Genomic DNA, 14,940 nt, shown 5'->3' with positions numbered 1-14,940 from the left:
GATGGGATTAACTATTTTAGTGATTGGAAGTGGCGGCAGAGAACATGTGATTGCTCAAAAATTGATTCAAAGTCCTAGAGTTACAACAGTTTATTGTGCTAAGGGAAATGCTGGAATGATAAATGATGGTATTCAATTAGTCGATATTGCGGAAGATGATCATGTACAATTGATCCAATTTGCCAAGAAAAAGAAGGTGAGTTGGACTTTCGTTGGACCAGAAGTCCCTTTATTGAATGGTTTAGTTGATGATTTTACCGCTGCGGGTTTACTAGTGTTTGGTCCTACTAAAGCTGCGGCACTTATTGAAGGTTCTAAAAATTTTGCAAAAAAAATTATGGATAAATATCAAATACCAACAGCCGATTATCAAACCTTTGCTGATTTTGAATTGGCAAAAACATATGTATTAGAAAAAGGTGCACCTATTGTGATTAAGGCAGATGGTTTAGCGGCTGGAAAAGGTGTTGTAGTAGCAGATAGTGAGGCACAAGCAATAGAAGCTTTAAAAGCAATGCTGGAAGAAAATAAATTTGGCTTGAGCGGTGCGAAAGTCGTGGTGGAAGAATTCCTTTCCGGAGAAGAGTTTTCGTTACTAGCGTTTGTTCGTGATCATGAAGTTTTTCCTATGGTGATTTCACAAGACCATAAACGTGCATATGAAGGAGATACAGGTCCGAACACAGGTGGTATGGGCGCATATGCCCCAGTTCCGCAAATTTCTGATGCAATCGTCAAAGAAGCAATAGAGACGATCATCAAACCAGCTGCCCAAGGACTATTGGATGAAGGCAGACCGTTCACAGGGATTTTGTATGCTGGGGTGATTGCCACAGAAACAGGACCTAAAGTAATTGAATTTAATGCACGATTCGGGGATCCAGAAACTCAGGTTGTCTTGCAACGTTTAGAAAGTGATTTTGCTCAAATTATTGATGATTTACTAACAGGGACACAACCAACAGTTCTGTGGAAAAAAGATGGCTATAGCTTAGGAGTAGTTGTTGCAGCGAAAGGTTATCCAAGCAATAGTGAATTAAACTATCCAATTCCAGATTTTTCGCGGATACAAACAGGACAAGTTTACTATGCAAGTGTAAAAGAGCAAGCTGGACAATTAATTTCAGATGGTGGTCGTATCTATCTTATAGAAGCTAGCGGGGAAACCTTGAAAGCAGCACAGAATGCTGTTTATGGCATTCTAAATATGGTCAATACAGAAGGAACTTTTTACCGTAGAGATATTGGTTTTAAGGGTGTGACGTTCAACTAAAAGAAGAGGGATTTTTCCTCCTCTTTTAGTTGTCTATACGTTGTTTTAGACTCGATCTTTTTGATTTGTTTTCTTAAAAGCCCCTTCACACCGCTGAGCTGTGTGATATAATCAGTTTGAAGGGAAGTTGACTAATGGAAGATAAACTAAATAAACATGTATCAGTTTCTATTACAGATGTAAAACAATCACCAATGAGCATTTTTGAAACAGCAAAAGAGAAAAATACAGGTGTTTACATTTACAATAGAAAAAAAATCGCCGGAGTGATGTTAACGGCTGAACAATATGAAGCGCTAATTAAGCAAAAAACGCAAGAGCAAGGACAGGACGTAAAAGTGGCAGAATTGAATCAAGCAATTCGCCAAAAAATTGCTTTTGGCTCCTTAACATCAACTAAAATTTTAGATGACCATTTGGTCTCATTAGGATTTATTACGAAGAAAATTGAAATAGAAGATTATAGTGAAATGATGAATGAATTAAATGAAACTGGTAAAATTGACTATCATTTTCAGAAAAAAGAAGATCGTACAAGCATTTTAGCTGAAGTGATTGGGGAACAAAGTAATCAATCTCATTTATCAGATAAATTAATTGTGAAAAAAATTCATCTTAGAGTGGATTAATCAAATATTCAGATTGTACAAATGAATCAGAAAAAACCAAGGTGGGACAGAAGCGATTGCTTCTGCTCCCACTGTTTGTACGTTTTCCTTTTATTTTCAAATATGTAGAACAAGCTATTGGAAATCAACCATATGGCCACGATAGCGTTTTGGTAAATGAGAAAGTTGAGCTCGTTCATTTTTTCTTTCTTCAATCGTAACGGCTTTAAGAAAGAAACGCCAGTTTTCTTGAATCCCTTGTTCAGTTTCGTTGGAATCAAATGTTGGTGGCGCACTATTTTCAATAAATTTAATTTGTCCATTTTCGATAATTCCCAGTAAGCGGTGTGTTTCATCATAAATTATAAGTGTCTCTTTGGGGTACCTTTTGGCAAAATGGGGACAAAGGTACGGTAATGAAAAGTGTTTAGGAGCAATAGTACTGTAAAGTGAATCACCTACATACTCAAATCGAATAAAACCAGTTAATGCATGGACTTCACTAAATAAAGCGTTTAAAGCATTTTGAAGAGCTAAAATGGACGGGTGTCCTAAGTGATTAGTCAATAAACTATCAGTTGTCAAGCTGATTTTAACAGCGTCTAGCAAACAGCGTTCTTTATCTCTCAATGAACAATAAAAACCATCAATAATAAATTGCCAATTTTCTTTTCGTAATCGTTCGGTCAGGCGAGCTTGAATTCTTTGAGCCAGTACTTCGTCTGTTGCGATCCAATGACTAGCAAATAAATTTTCGATCGCATTATCTGACGTTACAATGATTTCAGGAAATACTCGTTTTTTAAAGGCATGATAAATAATCGTTAAAAAACCATAAAAACTACCATCATATTCCCAAGTTTCTGTGGTTTCTTCAATGTGCATAACGGGATTCCTTTCGTTTGGTTGTCTCAAAACGTTCGACATCAAACAGGGATAATTGTTCTTGCTGTGATTGACTGTTGCTCTTTTTTAATGTTTCGTATTGGCGAGAAGAAATCAAAGAAGAAATGATCCATTCAGGATCGTCGTTCAATCCAGGTTGGCGAACACCATTGCAACTGATAAAATATTGCGCTCGCTTGATAACAACGCCTAATTTTTTTAAATCTGATAAATGTAATTGATAATACTTTCTAGCTTTTAAAATATTTTGTGCACTTTTTGGTCCGATTCCAGGGATTCTTAGCAAACGCTCATAAGAAGCCGATTGTACATCGATTGGAAACTGCTCATAGTTTTGGACTGCCCAGTTGGCTTTAGGGTCTAAGTATAAATTAAAATTCGGTTTATCTTCGGATAAAATTTCATCGGCAGAAAATCGATAAAAGCGTAACAGCCAATCTGCTTGGTACAATCGATGCTCTCTTAATAAGGGGGGGTCAGTTGTAATCGCTGGTAGTAAAGAATCTTGATTTACAGGGATATATGCAGAATAATAGACTCTTTTTAATTCATATTTTTTATATAAATTTTCGGCAATCTTAACAATTGCATGATCGCTTTCGGGAGAAGCACCGATAATCATTTGTGTCGATTGACCAGCAGGAACAAATGGGGACTGTTTTTTTAAAGCGGGTACTTGGACAAGTTCTTTCTTCTTATGCGTGATTTGTTTCATAGGTTTATATAAAGCAAAAGGATCTTTGTCAGGTGCTAATAATTTCAGGCTTTCTTTTGAAGGCAATTCGACATTCACACTCATACGATCAGCTAAAAAGCCTAATTCTTCAATTAATTTTTCATCTGCACCTGGAATGGCCTTCACGTGGATATACCCTTTAAATCCTTTTTCGTAGCGTAAGATCTTCAATGTTTTAATCAATAATTCACTCGTATAATCGACATTTTTTATAATAGCCGAACTTAGAAAAAGCCCCTCAATATAATTTCTCATGTAAAAGTCCATCGTTAAATCAGCCACTTCTTTTGGCGTGAAGGTGGCCCGAGGGATCGTATTAGATTTTCTGTTGATACAATAATGACAATCAAAAATACAAGCATTTGTAAAAAGTAGTTTTAAAAGCGAGACGCACCGGCCATCGCTCGTGAAAGAATGACAAATTCCAGCTGTTGCAGTACTACCTACAGTTCCTTTTCGCGAGTTATCAGTAACCCCGCTACTGGAACAAGATACGTCGTATTTTGCTGATTCAGCAAGAATTTCTATTTTTTTAGATAAATCCATTACAAGCCCTCATCTCTAAAATTCACGGAACATATGTTCTTATTTTAGCAAGAAGTATTGATTTTGTCAAAACTGAAAATAAAAAATATGAGTGGAATAAAACTAAAAAATCAGTTTCATTCCACTCACGTTTTTTATTGTTTTTTTAAGTCTAGATATCGTTCAAGATAATCAGCTAAACCATCTTCATCATTCGTTTTATCCGTAACATCATTGGCTACAGATTTGATCTTATCTGTTGCATTTTTCATTGCAACACCCCAACCAACGTAATCGAGCATTTCTTCATCGTTGTGTTCATCACCAAATGCGATGATGTCAGAACGTTTCACGTTTAAGTAATTTGCGACTTGTTCGACCCCTTTCGCTTTTTGGATGCCTTTTGAAACGATCTCTAAAATCGGTGTGGGTCCACCCCAAGTTCGAACATCTACATAATCACCATATTGTTTCATTAAAGAGTCAGAAACATGCTCTGCTTGCTCTTTGGAAGTCCGAACCATCATTGAAGTTGGATCTGTCAGTAAATTTTTGGTTGTCAAAAGGTTACTAGGCGTTGCTTCTGAGGCGAAGAAACCTGAATCAAAGTAATCTAAGCTATCAATATAAAATGTTTCTTTATTTTCTGCCGCTACAAAATCAAGATTTAAGGCTTTCTTTTGAGCTAAAATATCAAAAACTAAATCTCTTTGGATTCCAGTTTCTTTTTCGTCAGACCATTGTTTTTCTGGCATATGAACAAGAGCACCGTTGAAATTGACCATCGGAGTTGATAACCCCAGTTGACGATAGAATTGACCGCTCATTCGATAAGGGCGACCAGTAACAATGCTGACATAGTGCCCGTGTTGCATTGCGTTTTTTAAGGCTTGTTCAGTCGTGTCACTAATCAGTGACTGTCCATTTAACGTTGTACCATCTAAATCGATTGCAATTAATTTTTTCAAAGTCGTTCCTCCCGGAAAGTTTTCTTTCACTTAGTCTAGCACAAAATAGCAGAATGACAAGTTTTCAAGAAAATTTTTGAAAATAATGTCTATATGATACACTAGATAAAAAAGGACGGTGAATCATTTGAATCAAAGATATCGTTGGTTAGTAAGAATAGGGACGGTGTTCTACTGCTTGTATATGCTGTTCTTTGCTAAGGTGTATCATTTTATGGCGCTGAATGTTTTGTTAGCCTATATTCCATTAGAGCTAAGCTTTCATTTTAAAAAAGCGACCAAGCAACTCTTTTTTCTGTTAGGAATGTTCTGGCTATTATTTTATCCCAATGCACCATACTTATTTACTGATTTTTTTCATTTAGAACAATTACCTATTTACCATGGGATGAATCAGTTGTTCGGGCAATCATTGTCGGCGTGGTTATCTTTCAGTTTGCTGACTATCGGAATTTGTGTGTACGGTTATTTAGGTATGGCGACATTGATTACAATAATAAAGGAATGTTATCGCAGAGGGCTATTTAAAAGCCGATGGCACGGTGTTATTTTTGTCATAGTTATTAATGCATTATCTAGCTTGGCTATATTTGTTGGACGTTTTGATCGTTTGCACAGTGTCCATTTATTGACGAAACCTATTCAAACAATCCAAATTATTTTTCTTCAGTGGTCGGTGGATAAAGGGTTATTCATTATTTTATTGACAGGATTGCAGCTTATTTTATTCGCTTCTATTATTGGAGTAAGAGCGTTAGACTCAGAAGTAGACGGTGAAAAGCTATATTGACAGTGTGTTTGGAAATTGTTACTCTTTAACTAAGTATATTTGGAAATAATTGAAGAGGAGTTACATACATGAAAAAGTGGCAAAGCTCTTTATTAACTAGTTTATTGATGATTGGTATCGTTAGCAGTACTACAGTTGGGGCTGAAGTTGCTGTTGCCCAAACAGAAAATGGAACAAATACATCGATGCAACAACAACCGACGCAAACTGAAGAAATTCCCTTTCAAATTTTGGGTATCAATGATTTTCATGGTGCTTTGAATACATCAGGTTCGTTTTTTGACGATGAAGGTAAAAAAACGGTAAACACAGGAACCGCTCCGTTACTAGCTGCCTATTTGAATCATGCACAGGAACAATTTTCTATAGCAAATACTGGGGGACAAACTATACGCGTGCAAGCAGGAGATATGGTTGGTGCAAGTCCTGCAAGTTCAGGTCTGCTTCAAGATGAGCCAACGATAAAGGTATTGAACCAAATGGATTTTTCCATAGGAACATTAGGTAATCATGAATTTGATGAAGGTTTACAAGAGTTTAATCGAATTATGCTTGGAGAAAATCCGCAAAATGATCCGTATGGTATTCTGACAGCGTATCCAAGAGAAGCATCCAAAACCCAGATCGTGATTGGCAATGTTGTTAAAAAAGGAACAGAAGAAATTCCTTTTGGGTGGAAACCATATGCGATCAAAGAGGTAGGGACAGCAAATAATAAGGTGAAGGTTGGCTTTATTGGTGTGGTAACAACTGAAATTCCTAACCTAGTTTTAAAAGAACATTATGAAGCGTATGATTTTTTAGATGAAGCTGAAACAATTGCTTATTACTCAAGTCAATTAAGGAAGCTTGGCGTGAATGCCATTGTTGTTTTAGCTCATGTACCTGCAACAAGTAAGGCTAATAAGGTTGATGGTGAAGCAGCTGAAATCATCAAACAAGTCGATAAATTATATCCTGATAACAGTGTAGATGCTTTTTTTGCGGGACATAATCACCAGTATACAAACGGTGTAGTCAATAAAACGAGAGTAGTCCAGTCCACCTCTCAAGGAAAAGGATATATCGATTTACAAGGAACACTTGATCCAAAGACTAATGATTTTGTAGAGACACCGAATGCGAGAGTTTTACCAGTTGATCCAGCTAATAAAACGGCTCCGAAAATAGATAAAAAAGTAGATGCTGTGGTGAAAGATGCGGAAGAACGTGTTGCCATGGTAACAAATAAAAAAATTGGAACGGCGAAAGAAGCTTCTGCAATTACACGAGAGGTTAATGGATCGAAAGAATCTCCTTTGGGAAATCTGATTACGGACAGTCAAGTTGCAATGGCTCATGCACAAGGGATCAATGCTGATTTTGCCATGACTAATAATGGCGGAATTCGTGCTGATTTAGTGGTTGGCGAAGATCGCACAATTACTTGGGGCGCTGCTCAAGCTGTTCAGCCATTTGGGAATATCCTGCAAGTCGTTGAAATGACTGGTTCTCAGATTGAACAAGTCTTAAATGAGCAATATGATGAAGAGGAACGCTACTTCTTACAGATTTCTGGTTTAACGTATACCTATGTAGCAACTGATAACAAGGAACAACCGTTCAAAGTACAAGAAATGTATGAAAAAGACGGTACACGAATGCAAGCAGAACAAGCGTATCAGGTCGTCATCAATGACTTTTTATATGGTGGAGGAGACGGTTTTGCTGGGTTTACACAAGCAACGTTAGTCAATGCGATACAACCAGATACAGAGACTTTTATTGGATATATTGAAAGTCAGGAAGCTACAGGGGAATTGATTGCAGCATCGATTGAAAATCGAAAAAAATTAGCTGATCCCACAGATCCAGTTGATCCACCAATTATTGAGCCCAATGAGGCGGAAGAAAGAATCAAGAAAGCAACGATTTTCGATCCTTTGTACGAAGATGATGAGCTTTTAAGAGGCGTGACGTTGCCGAATGCAAAAATCGTTCTTTATGTTGGCGAACTTCCAGAGACAAAAACTAGAACCATCGCACTGCCTGAAGGTGATTTAGTTGGACAAGCGGATTCAGAAGGACGGATCAAGCTCAACGTTACTTCGTTAAAAATCAAAGATAAAAAGAAATTGACTGTAATAGTGTTAGATGAAGAACAAAATAAAGCAATTTTCTCATTAGCTATTTTACCAAAAAGAGAAGTGACTCTAGAGACAACGAACACTAAAGAGCTTGCCAAAACGAGCACTGGAAAAGAATTACCGAAGACTGGTGAAAAAGAAGCCGCTTCTATTATGTTAAGTGGTATAGTGACTTTGGGAGTATGTGGGACTCATCTAATAAAAAGAAAAATTTTATAATAGTAAAAAGCGTTATAGTCGTTGGAGAGAACTGGCGATTGTATCGCTTTTTTTACATCTACAGACACAAACACGAACATTAAAAACAATTAATGTGATTATAGTTAATATTTTGTTGAAATAGACTAAACTCTAACTTATACTTTAAAAGTATTCATCAGGAAAAGCAAGATGCACTTATTATTTTAACGAACGTGTTAGTATTCTGATGAAATTTTAGTAAAGAGGAGCGAAACAATTTCATGGAAAAGTTTTTCAAATTAAAGGAAAACAAAACAAACGTCTCAACTGAAATGATGGCAGGGGTAACCACATTTTTTGCGATGAGCTACATTTTATTCGTTAATCCATCAATTTTATCTCAAACAGGAATGCCTTTTCAAGCAGTATTTCTAGCAACGATTATCGCATCGATCATTGGAACATTGATTATGGGACTTTTTGCAAATGTTCCTTATGCACAAGCTCCGGGAATGGGACTAAATGCTTTTTTCACTTTTACAGTAGTTTTTGGTTTGGGTTATACATGGCAACAGGCATTAGCAATGGTCTTTATCTGTGGTTTGATCAATGTTTTGATTACTGTTACAAAAATTCGTAAATTGATCATTAATGCAATACCTGAGAGTATGCAGCATGCCATCGGCGGAGGTATCGGTATTTTTGTTGCGTATGTGGGGATCAAAAATGCAAAATTATTAGATTTTACAGTTCAAGCTGAGCCAAAAAATGGCGCTGTTAATGGGGATAGTATTGTTCCTGCTTTGGGGAATTTTAATAATCCTGAAATTATATTAGCGGTGATAGGTTTAGTGATTACAACGATTTTAGTCGTTTTAAATATTCGCGGAGCGATTCTAATCGGTATCGTTGTAACGACAATCATTGCAATCCCAATGGGTGTGGTCAATGTTTCATCGATTAACTGGCAGGAAAATTCTTTAGGAAACTCTATTGGTGCTTTAGGAACGACTTTTGGTGCCGCTTTTGGTGCTGATGGTATGCAATCACTGTTTAGTGATGCTTCGAAAATCCCTCAGGTGTTGATGACAGTCATTGCCTTTAGTTTATCCGATACATTTGATACGATCGGTACATTTATTGGTACTGGCCGTCGCACGGGGATCTTCTCGAAAGAAGATGAATTGGCTTTAGAGGATAGTAAAGGTTTTTCTACAAAAATGGATAAGGCATTATTTGCAGATGCGATTGCAACATCGATCGGTGCGGTATTTGGAACATCTAATACAACGACTTATGTAGAAAGTGCTGCAGGGATTGGTGCTGGTGGTCGGACTGGTTTAACGTCTGTTGTTGTTGCTGCCTTATTCGCATTGAGCAGTTTGTTGTCTCCGCTGATTGCAATTGTCCCGGCACAAGCAACAGCTCCTGCACTGATTTTAGTTGGTGTGATGATGTTAGCATCGTTCAAAGATATTGACTGGACTAATCTAGAAGAAGCAGTACCAGCATTTTTTGCATCGATCTTTATGGGATTATGCTATAGTATTTCATACGGAATTGCTGCAGGATTTATTTTTTACGCAGTGGTTAAAGTTGCAAAAGGGAAAATCAAAGAAGTTTCGCCGATTCTCTGGGTGGTCAATGCTTTGTTTATTTTAAACTTTATTATTTTAGCAATTTTATAAAATGACTTGATTTTAAAGCTTGACTATCTATTGATAGTTGAGCTTTTTTCATTTTTGACAATTATTTTTTGAGAGATTGCATATTTTGGAGTATAGTTAATAGTGAAGAATTTGTGAGGTGTGCGTGAAAATGAAAATTGATTGGAAAAAGAATTTGATGGTTGCTTGGTTAGGTTGTTTCTTCACAGGAGCCAGTATTAGCTTGGTGATGCCGTTTATTCCTGTTTATGTTGAACAATTAGGAACGCCAAAAAGTCAAGTTGAGCTGTTTTCAGGTCTTGCAATCGCGGTTACTGCATTTGCAGCGGCGATCGTAGCACCAATCTGGGGGAATTTAGCAGATAGAAAAGGACGCAAAGTCATGATGATCCGGGCTGCTGCCGGAATGACGATCACGATGGGTTCATTGGCTTTTGTGCCTAATGTATACTGGTTGTTAATCATGCGTTTTTTTAATGGGATTCTTTCAGGATATATTCCGAATGCAACAGCAATGATCGCCTCACAAGCACCTAAGGAAAAAAGTGGTTGGGCATTAGGTACGTTATCAACAGGGGCTATTGCAGGAAATTTGATTGGACCTTCGATCGGCGGTGCCTTAGCTCAATGGTTTGGCATGGAGAATGTTTTCATTATTACGGGAATCGTCTTGCTGATCACAACATTATTGACCATTTTTATGGTGAAAGAAGATTTTCAGCCTGTTGAGAAAAAAGACTTATTAAGTACCAAAGAGATTTTTTCAAAAATGGAACATGTCTCAATTCTCATTGGTTTATTTGTAACCACGTTGATTTTACAAATTGGTGTGACAAGTATTAGTCCAATTCTAACGTTGTATATCCGCTCATTGAGTCAAGATACGGGAAATATATTATTTATTAGTGGGTTGATTGTTTCTGTTGCAGGGGTTTCAGCAGTGATCTCTTCTCCGATACTAGGAAAACTTGGAGATCGAATTGGCAATCATAAAGTGTTACTAGCGGGATTGATTTTATCAATGATTTGTTATATCCCGATGGCTTTTGTTAAAACACCGTTTCAATTAGGACTATTACGTTTCTTCCTAGGTTTTTCAACGGGTGCTTTAATGCCTTCGATTAATACATTGATCAGTAAGATCACGCCAACCGAAGGCGTCAGCCGAATATACAGTTATAATCAGATGTTTAGCAATTTCGGACAAGTTTTAGGTCCTATGATTGGCTCAACTGTCGCACACGGAATGGGCTATAGTGCTGTATTTATTGTGACAGCTTGTTTTGTACTAGGAAATATCTGTTTATCGTTGTTTAATTTCCGCAAAATTTTAAATAAAAGACTTTAAACGGTTGAAAACATAAAAAAACCAGTTACAATGTTTGTAGTAACTGGTTTTTTTATAAGCATGCTTTTTAAGGTTAAAAGCTAAATACTACTTTTAGTTATTGAACACTTTTAGTGGTTTCTTTTTTTGGTAATGCAAATTGACCAATCAATAAGATAATCACGCCGGTAATCAATGATATAACGGTTGTCAGCATAAAATCATAAGTTCCGCCATTTAAGGCACCACCGATATAGCCAACGACTTGTCCAAGTAAAAAAGACCACAACAATACAAGAATGTAACGCATGGATTGCACCTCTTTTCTAGCTATAGTTTAGCACAATTTTTCTAAATGTAAAGGAATTGAAAGTTACATTTTTTGATTTAAAACCATTATGTAAGTAAGGAGATGTCCTATGTCTTTTCCACAATTATATACAATCACTTCCTACTCGTTACTTTCCAGTACAATACGAATTCAACAATTTGTTCAGCAAGCTAAAAAGCTGGGCTACCAAACCGTTGGAATCACGGATATCAACGTACTTCATGGCGCAATCGAGTTTTTTGAAACCTGTATGAAGGAAGGGCTCAAACCGATTATTGGCTTAACAGTAGAATATACACCTCACAAGTCTGAACAATCTGCTCAACTATTGTTGTATGCAAAAGATTTAGAAGGGTACCAAAACTTGATGCGAATTTCAACGGCTAAGATGAATAGTGAAAAAATTTTCTATCTAGATGAAGTGAAAAACTACTTGAGTCATTTGTTCGCTGTAATGCCTTCTGACAAAGGAGAAGTTACTTTTGCCTTGAAAAGAAGTGTGGAGGAAGCGTCAGAGAGCTTAAACCGCTTAACCGATTATTTTGATCCAGCTTCCTTTTTTGCCAGTGCTTCTTTTACCTGTAATCAAGAAACAGATCCATTACTTTTTCAATTTTATGAAAGCCAAAACCAACCATTGATTGCATTACAAGAAACACGTTATTTAAATCGACAAGATGGTTTTGCGTTGAAAGTGCTAAGACATATCGATGAAGGCCAGCAGATGACTTTGAATGCTGAAGAAACGGAAATCGAAGGCCCTTTTTATCTAAGAAGTCAAAATGATGCTGTCGATCAACTAACAGTAAGGGTCAGCCAACAAGCTATTTCAAATGCAGAAAATATGGCTGCTGCTTGTACTGTAGAAATCCCCTTACATCAGCGTCTGTTGCCGCATTTTCCCATTCCAGATGGGAAGCAAGCAGGTGTATTCTTAAAAGAACTGTGTCTGCAGAAATTACCTGAGCGAATACCTGATGCTTCAATTGAGTATGAGCAACGACTGGAAAAGGAACTCACGATTATCCATACGATGGGCTTTGACGATTATTTTTTGATTGTTTGGGATGTGATGGCATTTGCTCATGATCGAAAAATCGTGACAGGCGCTGGTCGTGGTTCTGCTGCAGGTTCATTAGTTTCTTATGTCTTGTCAATCACTGATGTCGATCCAATTAAGTATGATTTGCTTTTCGAACGTTTTTTAAATCCCGAAAGACATTCGATGCCTGATATCGATTTAGATATTCCTGATAATCGCCGAGAAGAAGTATTGCAGTATGTTCGAGAGAAATATGGTCATTATCATATGGCTCAAATTGCGACATTTGGAACGATGGCAGCTAAAATGGTTCTAAGAGACGTGGCAAGAGTCTTTGGATTATCACAAAGTGAATCCAATCGATGGTCAAATTCGGTACCAAGTGCTCTGAAAATGACACTGGAAACGGCTTATAACGATTCGAAAAAACTCGTTGAATTAGTAAACTCTTCTGATACTAACCGTTTATTATATGATACAGCAGTTCGCCTAGAAGGATTGCCACGTCACGTATCGACACATGCAGCAGGTGTGGTGATTAGTGATCTTGATTTGATTGATATTGTTCCGTTGCAACCTGGATCAAATGATATTTTTCTTACGCAATTTACGATGAATGATGTGGAAAAAATCGGTTTGTTGAAGATGGATTTTCTAGGTTTGAGAAATTTATCAATTATTGATGATACGATCAAATCGGTTAAACGAGTCTATAAAAAAGAAGTGATTTTAAACCAAATTCCACTAGATGATGAACAAACATTGGCTTTATTTAGAAGAGGTGAAACAAGCGGTGTTTTCCAGTTTGAATCGGCGGGCATCAGAAATGTTTTAAGAAAATTAGGTCCAACTAGTATTGAAGATATCGCAGCAGTCAATGCATTGTATCGACCGGGACCTATGCAAAATATTGATTTGTTTATTCGTAGAAAAAAAGGACAAGAACCAATTGAGTATCCAGATGCTGTTTTAGAACCAATTTTAAACAATACCTACGGCGTTATTGTCTATCAGGAACAAATCATTCAAGTTGCTTCAACGATGGCAGGCTTTAGCCTAGGGCAAGCAGATATTTTAAGACGAGCCGTCAGTAAAAAGAAAAAAGATGTGCTAGATGAAGAACGTAAACACTTTGTTGAGGGAGCAATGAAACAAGGGCATAGTGAGGAAGTCGCAACCACGATCTACGATTATATCGAACGCTTTGCGAATTATGGTTTTAATCGTTCTCATGCATTTGCCTATTCTTTTATTGGATTCCAAATGGCCTATCTAAAAGTTCATTTCCCAGGAGCTTTTTATGCTGCTATACTCCATTCTGTTCGACATAATCCTACTAAAATCAAGGAATACATCGGTGAAGCTCGCAAAAATAAGATGGTAATCATGCAACCTGCGATCAATTCTAGTCAGTATAGTTTTTACCTAAATAATGATGATCAAATCATGTTTGGCTTTAGCTCGTTGAAAGGAATACGTAGAGATTTTATCCAGAATATTTTAGATGAACGTAGAGAACATGGTCCGTTTAAAACGTTCAATCAATTTTTATTGCGTATTGACCGCAAATGGTTAAAAGCAGAAAATATTCAGCCACTGATCGCCATCGGTGCTTTCGATGAATTACAAGCGAATCGCCGGCAATTAGTAGTCGGCTTAGATAGTGAGATTCAAAACATTATTTACAGTGGTGGTAGTATGAACCTTTTAGAAGATACTTTGAAACTAAAAGAAGTAGAGGTAGCTGATTATTCGTTAGAAGAGAAATTAGAACAGGAAGAGCAATATTTAGGTGTCTATTTATCTGGGCATCCGACTGAAGAGTTTAAGAAAACTCGTTTAGCTAAACAAGTAATGTTAGTCAGCGATGTGGTTGAAAATCAAACGGCGCGTTTATTAATTTATGTGAAAGATGTCCGAGTGATTCGTACCAAAAAAGGAGAACAAATGGCCTTCGTAGAAGGGGATGACCTAACAGGTTCGTTATCTTTGACACTTTTTCCAGCAGTTTTCAGAACACTTCGTCAAACTGTTGAAAAAAATCAGGTTTATTTCGTCGAAGGTAAAGTAGAAAAAAGTAACTATAATCAAGAGTTGCAATTACTAGTCAATCAAATAGAAAAAGCGAGTGACATTGAAACTAGTATTAGTGCAACAACGTGTTACTTAAAAATTTCAGAAGAAAGAGACCAAAAAGAAGTTTTACACAGTATTCATGAAGTGCTGCAAAAGCATAAAGGAAATACGCCAGTAATCATTTACTTTGAAAAAAGCAACAAGAAATTAGTCTTAGGTGAAGAGAACTGGTTAAGTGAAACAATAGATGTAAAAGAACAATTAGAGGCAATATTGGGTAGTCAAAATGTTGTTTTCAAATGATTTACGGTAAAAACTACTAATTGTTTTCATCTTTTTTCAATTATTTCTTCTTAAATCAAGACATTTTGCACTATTAATGGTA

The 14,940-nt window shown here is 36.8% G+C and carries 11 protein-coding genes; 7 read left to right on the top strand and 4 right to left on the bottom strand.

Annotated elements, in window-relative coordinates:
• Position 1: 1 nt before the first annotated feature.
• Together purD and BCR24_RS12355 are read left to right on the top strand one after the other, a co-directional pair.
• The gene (purD, locus tag BCR24_RS12360; protein ID WP_069640827.1) at positions 2 to 1,273 is read left to right on the top strand and encodes a phosphoribosylamine--glycine ligase; all 1,272 of its coding nucleotides are present in this window, start codon (positions 2 to 4) and stop codon (positions 1,271 to 1,273) included.
• Positions 1,274 to 1,407: 134 nt separating this feature from the next.
• Positions 1,408 to 1,902: a type II toxin-antitoxin system Phd/YefM family antitoxin gene (locus BCR24_RS12355; RefSeq protein ID WP_069640826.1), complete on the top strand. Its 495-nt coding sequence runs from the start codon at positions 1,408 to 1,410 to the stop codon at positions 1,900 to 1,902.
• Positions 1,903 to 2,016: 114 nt separating this feature from the next.
• Here BCR24_RS12355 and BCR24_RS12350 read toward each other — a convergent pair whose 3' ends face one another.
• The 3 genes from BCR24_RS12350 to BCR24_RS12340 form a co-directional block, all read right to left on the bottom strand.
• Complete coding sequence (locus BCR24_RS12350) at positions 2,017 to 2,766, bottom strand: TIGR03915 family putative DNA repair protein (RefSeq protein ID WP_069640825.1); 750 nt, start codon at positions 2,764 to 2,766, stop codon at positions 2,017 to 2,019.
• Complete coding sequence (locus BCR24_RS12345) at positions 2,756 to 4,069, bottom strand: putative DNA modification/repair radical SAM protein (RefSeq protein WP_069640824.1); 1,314 nt, start codon at positions 4,067 to 4,069, stop codon at positions 2,756 to 2,758. Before BCR24_RS12345 ends, BCR24_RS12350 begins: the two co-directional genes overlap by 11 nt.
• Positions 4,070 to 4,203: 134 nt before the next feature.
• Positions 4,204 to 5,016, bottom strand: coding sequence for a Cof-type HAD-IIB family hydrolase (locus tag BCR24_RS12340; protein ID WP_069640823.1), 813 nt, complete (start codon positions 5,014 to 5,016; stop codon positions 4,204 to 4,206).
• A gap of 118 nt (positions 5,017 to 5,134) precedes the next feature.
• Here BCR24_RS12340 and BCR24_RS12335 point away from each other — a divergent pair, with 118 nt between their 5' ends.
• The 4 genes from BCR24_RS12335 to BCR24_RS12320 all read left to right on the top strand — a co-directional run bounded on the left by BCR24_RS12335 (position 5,135) and on the right by BCR24_RS12320 (position 11,127).
• On the top strand, positions 5,135 to 5,806 hold the full coding sequence (locus tag BCR24_RS12335; RefSeq protein ID WP_379896848.1) for a DUF1361 domain-containing protein: 672 nt from the start codon (positions 5,135 to 5,137) through the stop codon (positions 5,804 to 5,806).
• A 68-nt stretch (positions 5,807 to 5,874) separates the two neighbouring features.
• The gene (locus BCR24_RS12330; protein ID WP_069640821.1) at positions 5,875 to 8,151 is read left to right on the top strand and encodes a bifunctional metallophosphatase/5'-nucleotidase; all 2,277 of its coding nucleotides are present in this window, start codon (positions 5,875 to 5,877) and stop codon (positions 8,149 to 8,151) included.
• 242 nt (positions 8,152 to 8,393) lie between these two features.
• Entirely contained in the window at positions 8,394 to 9,800 is a 1,407-nt protein-coding gene (locus tag BCR24_RS12325) for an NCS2 family permease (protein WP_069640820.1), read from the top strand.
• 130 nt (positions 9,801 to 9,930) lie between these two features.
• Positions 9,931 to 11,127, top strand: coding sequence for a multidrug efflux MFS transporter (locus BCR24_RS12320; protein ID WP_069640819.1), 1,197 nt, complete (start codon positions 9,931 to 9,933; stop codon positions 11,125 to 11,127).
• 97 nt (positions 11,128 to 11,224) lie between these two features.
• Here BCR24_RS12320 and BCR24_RS12315 read toward each other — a convergent pair whose 3' ends face one another.
• A complete protein-coding gene (locus BCR24_RS12315) occupies positions 11,225 to 11,416 on the bottom strand; it encodes a YjzD family protein (protein WP_069640818.1) in 192 nt (63 codons plus the stop codon).
• Positions 11,417 to 11,525: 109 nt separating this feature from the next.
• Here BCR24_RS12315 and dnaE point away from each other — a divergent pair, with 109 nt between their 5' ends.
• Positions 11,526 to 14,858 (top strand): DNA polymerase III subunit alpha, encoded by a 3,333-nt coding sequence (gene dnaE / locus BCR24_RS12310; protein ID WP_069640817.1) that lies wholly within the window; start codon positions 11,526 to 11,528, stop codon positions 14,856 to 14,858.
• The last annotated feature ends 82 nt before the right edge of the window (positions 14,859 to 14,940 follow it).

Source organism: Enterococcus ureilyticus (assembly GCF_001730315.1).
Classification (GTDB): Bacteria; Bacillota; Bacilli; order Lactobacillales; family Enterococcaceae; genus Enterococcus_L; species Enterococcus_L ureilyticus.
This window is presented reverse-complemented; position numbering and strand designations above follow the sequence as displayed.